We start from the raw sequence: 5,351 nt of genomic DNA on the forward strand, positions 1-5,351 counted from the left end.
GCTATGCACCTCTCCGTACTGACCGCAGTCGGTCGTGAATCACGGCGCCTCCTTCCTGCACGAAGGTCACGGCTGAACCAACCCGCGAGAGTAGCCGCCATTAATACGGCCGCCTCCGCCTCCCCATGGGAGACATCGGAATAGGTCTCGCTGACGCGCCTGTCCCGCTGACCCCCATACAGAGACATAAGCATTCGAGGAGTGCGTCGCGATACGAGTACTCCGTGTGTCTCGAGTGAAGGGCGCTCGCCAAGTTTGAAACCTTCTCTACAGCCCTGACCACGTCCGATATCGACGCCGATTGTTTGGTGATACCAAGGGGCCAGGGAGTGCGACACTTTCCAAGGCCTCCACAGCAGAGCCGTATGCCCCGCTGTGTCGGAATCAGGGTTATACACCTTTGCCCAAGTCTTCCGGAGCAGCAGTTCCCCGGTCTTGGAGCGATCCACGAGCTTCTCTGAGGCGTCCTGCACGCCGTCCGGCAGGCGGGCAGGGTGCGCCAAACCCAAGGCGTACCCCCTACGACCGCCAAACGGGTCTGTCCGCGTCCTACTCCGTGTCCGAGTGCGCGTCTGCCCACCACTCGGCGTCACGTTCCTCAAGCACGTCCTGTAGGTCGCGCCACGCCTCGTAGTCGTCCTTCTCCGGTGCGGGCTGGGTCATCACGCCATCGTGCTCCCGCACTCACGTCCGTGCAACACAGAGCGCCCACGACTGGAGGCCGTGGGCGCATGTCTGTTGTCGGGAATCAGGTCAGGCGGTGACGCGGACGGTCTTGGCGACCTTTCCGTTTCGCAGCACATTGATGACGTGCTTGCCCGTCTTGTTCTTGAAGCGCACCGTCACATTGCGGGCGTTACTGGCTTGCTGGGTGAACGTCTTCTTGATCTTGCCGTCAGCGATCACGGTCCAGGTCAGCGCCTTGCGCTGGGTCGCGCCGCTCGGGAGAGCGTTGGACTTGAAGGTGAGTTTGGCGCCGTCGGTGATGGCCTTGCTGCTTACCTTGCCGGTCACGTCGGCGTATACAACCGGTGCCGGTGCCGGTGCCGGCGCCGGGGCAGGGACCGGAGCCGGAGCGGGCGGCGGAGGCGGTGTCGGGGCGACGTACGGCGAAACGGTGAACTGCATGGGTGCGAGGCTCTGCGCGGTCGGCGTGTAGTCGCTGGCGCCCTCGTAGGTGTCCAGCACACCCGTCATCGTGTAAGTACCGGGTGCGGTCTGCGACGAGCAGAAGAAGATCTCGCCCGACAGCGAACGGGTGCCCCCCACAGTGCCGAATTCCGAGGCGGACGCCTCGTCGAAGATGGTGCCGTTGGGCGCGGTGATCCGGACGTCCAGGCTCCAGTCGGTGGTCTCCCAGCCCAGAGTCAGGTTGACCGTGTATGGGTGGTAGAAGCACCCGTACTGGGCGGGCAGCGTCAGACTCTTTACCGTGAACGAGCCGGTGCCGTACTTCGCTTCAGCGCCCTGGTCCGCGAACGCGGCTGAGGGTGCCAGAACGAGTGCCAGCACGACGGCCAGCATCTGGATGATCTTCTTCACGCTTCTCCTATAGTGATTTGGGCATGCAGGAGAGCCCCCTGTTTGAGCCCCCGTTGCTGCTATCGAGATTCTCGGTCGCGACCACTCACCGTGTCTCGGGAATGAGGGAAGTTCGTCAGGTTGAACCTGACACTTGCCGCTGGTGCCCCCAGGTGCCCGCGACCCGCGCGGCGAGCGGCGAGCGGCGAGCGCCGTATTTCGCCCAGAGATGAGCCGCCCAACGCGTGCACGACGACGGCGGGACGCAGTGCAACCTCAGGACGCGGGTGAGAAGCATGGGGCGGCTCTGCGTGGGCCACCGCATGCTGCACCAGACCAAGAAATTCAGCCTTCGCGGGCCGTGCCGTCGTGGTCGCGGTCTAGGTCTAGGTCGTAGACCACGACGGCGTGGATCCGTTCAGCCCTAAGGTCACGCAAAATGCGGGCAGCAAGGCAACAAGGCATGGCGTGACCGTGGTCGATGTGTACGTCGACAACGACGTGAGCGCATCCAAAGTCGTTGACCGACAGTCGGCCTCTTGACGTGCTAAGCCAAGGGCCTGGCCCCCGCGTCCAGCGAGATTCGGGCGTAGATCCCGACCCTCATGACTTCCCGTCCTGCCACGGCCTACCCTCTGTGAAGGGCGCTCATGCCAGGGCCCGACCTACGGCGCGCTTCCGATCCCGGTCACGCGCGTGAAGGCTAGGTGACGCTGGCAGGCGTCCCTACAAGCGTTCTCAGGCCCTCTGGTCCGCTACTGGGACTACTACCGGCAGCGCTTCGAGCGCGACCGCGGGCTCAAGATCGACTTCGTGGTCGCCTCGCCGTCGCTCGCCCGGCGGGTGAGCGGCGCGTTCATCGACAGCGACTGAGACGCCGGGCGTCCACCGCCGGCCTGCCGTGGACCCGACTGTCGGTGGCCTGGTCCATGCTCGCCCCATGGACCTCCTGACCACCTCCGTGACCCTGCTCGTCGGCCTCGCGCTCGGCGGGCTGATCGGCCTCCTCTGGGCGCGGTCCCGCCCCCGGGACAGCGGGATCGTCGCGGCCCTCGAGGCGCGCGAGCGTCGCGAGACGACCGAGCAGGCGCTGGTGCGCGACGGGCTGATGCGCCTGCACGACCAGCTCCGCGACATCGACCAGACGCGCGCGTCGTGGCAGGGCCAGCTGAGCCAGCAGGTCTCCGACATGCGCCTGACCGCCGAGTCGCTGCGCCGCGAGACCTCGTCGCTGGCCACCGCCCTGCGCAAGCCCCAGGTGCGGGGCCGGTGGGGCGAGATGCACCTGCGGCGGGCCGTCGAGCTGGCCGGGCTGGTCGACCGCTGCGACTTCACCGAGCAGGTCCAGCTCGCCGACGGCGTGCTGCGCCCCGACCTCGTCGTGCACCTGGCCGGCGGCAAGGCGGTGGTCGTCGACGCCAAGGTGCCGCTCGACGCGTTCCTGGACGCGACCGGCGCGGAGGACGACGACGAGCGGGACGCCCACCTGCGCCGTCACGTGTCCCAGCTGCGCCGGCACGTCGACCTGCTCGGGGCCAAGGCCTACTGGCGCGCGCTCGACGAGACTCCCGAGTTCGTCGTGATGTTCGTGCCCGCCGAGGCCTTCCTGGCCGCCGCGTTGGAGACCCAGGGCGACCTCCTGGAGTACGCCGCCGCGCGCCAGGTGGTGCTCGCCACCCCCACCACGCTCATCGCGCTGCTGCGCACCGTCGCCCACGGCTGGTCGCACGAGACGTTGGCCGGCCAGGCGGCGGAGGTGCAGCGCCTGGGCCGCGAGCTGCACGAGCGGCTCGGCACCCTCGGCGGCCACCTCGACCGCGTCGGCCGCTCGCTGGGTGCGGCCGTGTCGTCCTACAACGCCGCCGTCGGCTCGCTGGAGGGGCGCGTGCTGGTCACCGCCCGCCGCTTCGGCGAGATGGGGGTCACCCACGACGACCTGCCCTCGCCCCGCCAGGTGGAGGAGGCGCCGCGGTCGTTGTCGGCCCCGGAGCTGGAGGCACTGGGCGACCTCGCCCGTCCGGGGGGCGGGGAGACGCTGTTCGACGGGACGTTCACGCGGCCCGACGACCGCGACGACCGACGCCGCGGGGCCTAGTCAGCGCCAGCGGTGCCGGCTGCTCGGCGTCGGGTGGTCGGCCGGGACGTCGCCGACCTTGACCTCCGTGCCGTACCGCCACGGGTCGAGCAGCGGCAGGTGGCTGCCGCTCCAGAAGGTGCCGGGGTCGAACCACTGGGCCTTCCGGTCGTCCGCGACCAGTCCCATCTCCTGGAGGGTCAGGGCGACCACCTCGGCACAGAAGGCCGCCTCCGGGCGCACCCGCTGACCCCGCTTGCGCCGGGCGACGTAGGCGTCGCGGCCGCGCAGCCAGCGGCCGGCGAGCCGGGTCGTCGTGGGGAACGAGACCCCGTCGAGGCGGGCCACCGCGCGCAGCAGCGCGTCCTCCTCGGCCTGGCCCACCTCGGGGCTGAGCTGCCTCATCCAGGCCTGCTGGCCGTACGTGCCCTGCCACTGGGCGACCGCGGCCCGCAGGTCGTGGAGCTGGACGCCGCGGTGGTTCCCGCCCGACCACACGTCCGGCAACGACCGGCCCAGCTCGGCATGCCACATGAGCGGCGGCAGGTCGTCGATGACCACCGCCATCCCCACGTGGTTGACCGGCGCGTTGGTGAGGGTCTGGATGGCTCGGTCCGCCGCGGTGCGCCCGCGGAAGAGCCACAGATCCCCGGTCCGGGTGAGGTCGGCCGCCGCGTCGAGGGTGAGGTGCTCGGGCATGGCGGACAGTCTGGCCCACGGTCGGCCCGCCTCGCCGGATCCGCGTCGTGGACGTCGGGTCGCACTAGCCTGCAGCCATGGCACACGCATGGTGGAAGTGGTTGGGGCTGGCCGGCGTCGTGGGCGTCGCCGCGACCGGGGCAGCGGTCACCCGGCAGGAGCGCGTCCGTCGCGCCTACACCCCCGACGAGGTGCGCGACCGCCTGCACGCCCGTCACGCCGCCGCCGAGACCGGCGCGGCTCCGCCGCGAGGCGACACGCCCGGCCTACGGTGACCCCGTGAGCCAGACGAGGGCCCAGTCGGGCTCGTTGTGGACCGACGGCGTCGAGCCGGGCCGACAGGCCGTGGCGCTCGGCGTGGCCGTCGCGCTCACCGTGGTGGTCATCAACCTCCTCCTCGTCGGCGAGCTCAGCCTGTTCTTCGACCTGTGCTTCGTCGTGCTCTGCCTCGGCCTGGCCCTGGTGGTCACGCCGCACGACTTCTTCGCGGTCGGGGTGCTCCCCCCGCTCATCATGGTCGCGATCTTCACCCTCCTCGGCTCGGTCGCGCCGGCGACGGTCGCCGACCCCGGCGACGGCGTCCCGCAGGCGGTGCTCTCCGGGCTCGCGCACCACAGCACCGCGCTCGTCGCCGGATACGTCCTGTGCCTCGGCACCCTCGCCCTGCGTCGGCGCACCCTCGCCCGTGACGCGCTGACCGAGGACTGATCAGCGGTTCCCGCCGCCCGACACGTCATGACTGTGCGCCGACCCCTCCTGCGTCGACCGGCCCTCGCCGGCGTCCTGCTCCTGCTCCCGCTCGCCGCCTGCTCGGCCGGCGAGCCGCCGGACGCGACGTTCGACGAGCTCGCCTCGGCCCTCGCCGACCGGGACCTCGCCGGCGTACCCGTCGACGACCCGGCGGCGGGCGAGCAGCTGGCCACGATCTGGGCGGCCGTCCCCGAGGACCAGCAGGTCACGGTGGATGCCGGGGCCATCTCCACGGAGGACGACACCGCGTCCGCGAYCCTCGACTGGACCTGGACGCTCGACGGCGCCGAGTGGGCCTACGAGACAC

Annotated in this window: 6 protein-coding genes; 4 read left to right on the forward strand and 2 right to left on the reverse strand. The window is 70.2% G+C overall.

All coding sequences use genetic code 11. The features are described from left to right. Positions 1-753: 753 nt before the first annotated feature. Complete coding sequence (locus ACXJKL_RS13555) at positions 754-1,542, reverse strand: hypothetical protein (protein ID WP_457207569.1); 789 nt, start codon at positions 1,540-1,542, stop codon at positions 754-756. 919 nt (positions 1,543-2,461) lie between these two features. Between ACXJKL_RS13555 and ACXJKL_RS13560 the strand changes: the two genes are divergently transcribed. Beyond that, complete coding sequence (locus ACXJKL_RS13560; protein ID WP_457207570.1) at positions 2,462-3,616, forward strand: DNA recombination protein RmuC; 1,155 nt, start codon at positions 2,462-2,464, stop codon at positions 3,614-3,616. Here the strand turns inward: ACXJKL_RS13560 and ACXJKL_RS13565 are convergent, their stop codons facing one another. Continuing rightward, positions 3,617-4,294, reverse strand: a complete 678-nt coding sequence (locus ACXJKL_RS13565) for a hypothetical protein (protein WP_457207571.1) — start codon at positions 4,292-4,294, stop codon at positions 3,617-3,619. 77 nt (positions 4,295-4,371) lie between these two features. Here ACXJKL_RS13565 and ACXJKL_RS13570 point away from each other — a divergent pair, with 77 nt between their 5' ends. The 3 genes from ACXJKL_RS13570 to ACXJKL_RS13580 form a co-directional block, all read left to right on the forward strand. Then, positions 4,372-4,569, forward strand: a complete 198-nt coding sequence (locus ACXJKL_RS13570; protein ID WP_457207572.1) for a hypothetical protein — start codon at positions 4,372-4,374, stop codon at positions 4,567-4,569. A gap of 4 nt (positions 4,570-4,573) precedes the next feature. Then, the gene (locus ACXJKL_RS13575; protein ID WP_457207573.1) at positions 4,574-5,002 is read left to right on the forward strand and encodes a DUF6542 domain-containing protein; all 429 of its coding nucleotides are present in this window, start codon (positions 4,574-4,576) and stop codon (positions 5,000-5,002) included. 33 nt (positions 5,003-5,035) lie between these two features. Next, on the forward strand, positions 5,036-5,351 hold a 316-nt coding region (locus ACXJKL_RS13580; protein WP_457207574.1), incomplete at its 3' end, for a hypothetical protein.

This window comes from Nocardioides sp. P5_C9_2 (genome assembly GCF_054049555.1).